The 1,245-nt window shown below is 73.0% G+C and carries 1 protein-coding gene and 1 pseudogene; both read right to left on the bottom strand.

Going from position 1 to position 1,245, the window contains the following annotated elements; translation table 11 throughout:
• Nucleotides 1-418: pseudogene (locus GXB81_RS31140) on the bottom strand (hypothetical protein); the annotation flags it as partial.
• 2 nt (nt 419-420) lie between these two features.
• Entirely contained in the window at nt 421-1,215 is a 795-nt protein-coding gene (locus GXB81_RS31135; RefSeq protein WP_346777831.1) for a hypothetical protein, read from the bottom strand.
• Nucleotides 1,216-1,245 lie beyond the last annotated feature (30 nt).

The following is a 1,245-nucleotide window of genomic DNA, read 5'->3' as shown; positions in this document are numbered from 1 at the left end:
CGCCAGCGGCGCGCGAGGCACCCGCCACGTCGCCGCTCGCAAGCAGATCGAGCGAGCGAGCCGCAAGATCGACGGCGCGCCGAGGTTCCGTCTTGCCGGGCGCGGCGGGACGGGCGCGGCCGGTGGCCTCGCCCGATGCGACGCGCGGCTGGACTCGCCGCGCTTTCCGCGCGGCCTCGGCCTGCGCGAGCAGCGTGTGCAGCCGCGCCACGTCCGGACGCAGGCGGACCGCTTCGCGAGCGTCGCGTGCCGCCGCATCATAGTCGCCGCGCGCGTATTCGTCGTAAGCCTGCTGCGCGATCCGATAGGCGCTGCCCGCGAGCGGCAGCGGCAAGGTCTCGTCGGCGCGGGACTCCGCGCATGCCGCGAACAGCGCGGCGCACAGGATGGAAACAGCCGTTGGTCGAGGAAAGCGCACGATCACTTCAGCACGCTCTCCACCAGTTCGGGCGACACATAGTGAGGTCCGTCGAAGACATAAGTACGAAAACCGCGATAGGCCGCCAATTGAGGCTTGAGCTCGGCGGCCGTCGCGGCGCGAAAAGGACGGCCCACGTCGGGCCGGAACGCTTCGGCGATGATCCGCACGCGGGCCGCGCCGAGCCTGGCCGCCAGCGCGTCGGCATAGTCGCGGGCCACGCGGGGTTCGCGGGCATACACACCGACACCGTCCTGGAACAGCACGCCGACGTCGGGCGGCAGCCAGCTGTCGAGCCAGGCCGCGAGCGCCGGGCCGCCGATGTTCGAGCGGTCGTAGACGCTGATCCACAACGGCCTCGGCAAACGCATCAGCAACGGCGCGAGTTGTGGCGCGTCGCGCCAGCCCGGATCGACTTCGACCGGGAAGTACCAGCCCTCGACGTGCAGCGGCGGCACGGCGGCGGCGAGCTTCAGCGACTGCTCCACGAGTTCCGCGACGTCGGCGCGCGCCGCGCGCTCGTCGAAGCGGCCCGCGAGGCCGACCAGCACATGGCTCGCCCACGGTTCGCGCGCGATGCGCGGCCAGTCGGGCAGGCTCGGCGCTTCGCGCAAACCGGTGCCGCCGACGAAGGCCGTGTCGTCCACCGCTGTCCACTGGATCAGCAGATCGGTGACCCCCAGCCGTTCCCAGTCGCCGTGCGGGTTCACGTGCGCGTTGTCGGGCTGCCACGCGATGCCGGCGGCATACACGGCCGGCGGGGCCTCGCCGCCGGCGAGCAGGCAGGCGCCGCGCACCGCGCCTGCGGCCCCGCACCGGCGCAGCCC

This window comes from Paraburkholderia sp. Ac-20336 (assembly GCF_017105025.1).
GTDB lineage: Bacteria > Pseudomonadota > Gammaproteobacteria > Burkholderiales > Burkholderiaceae > Paraburkholderia.
The sequence above is the reverse complement of the archived record's forward strand: the minus strand, read 5'-3'. Positions and strand labels throughout refer to the sequence as shown.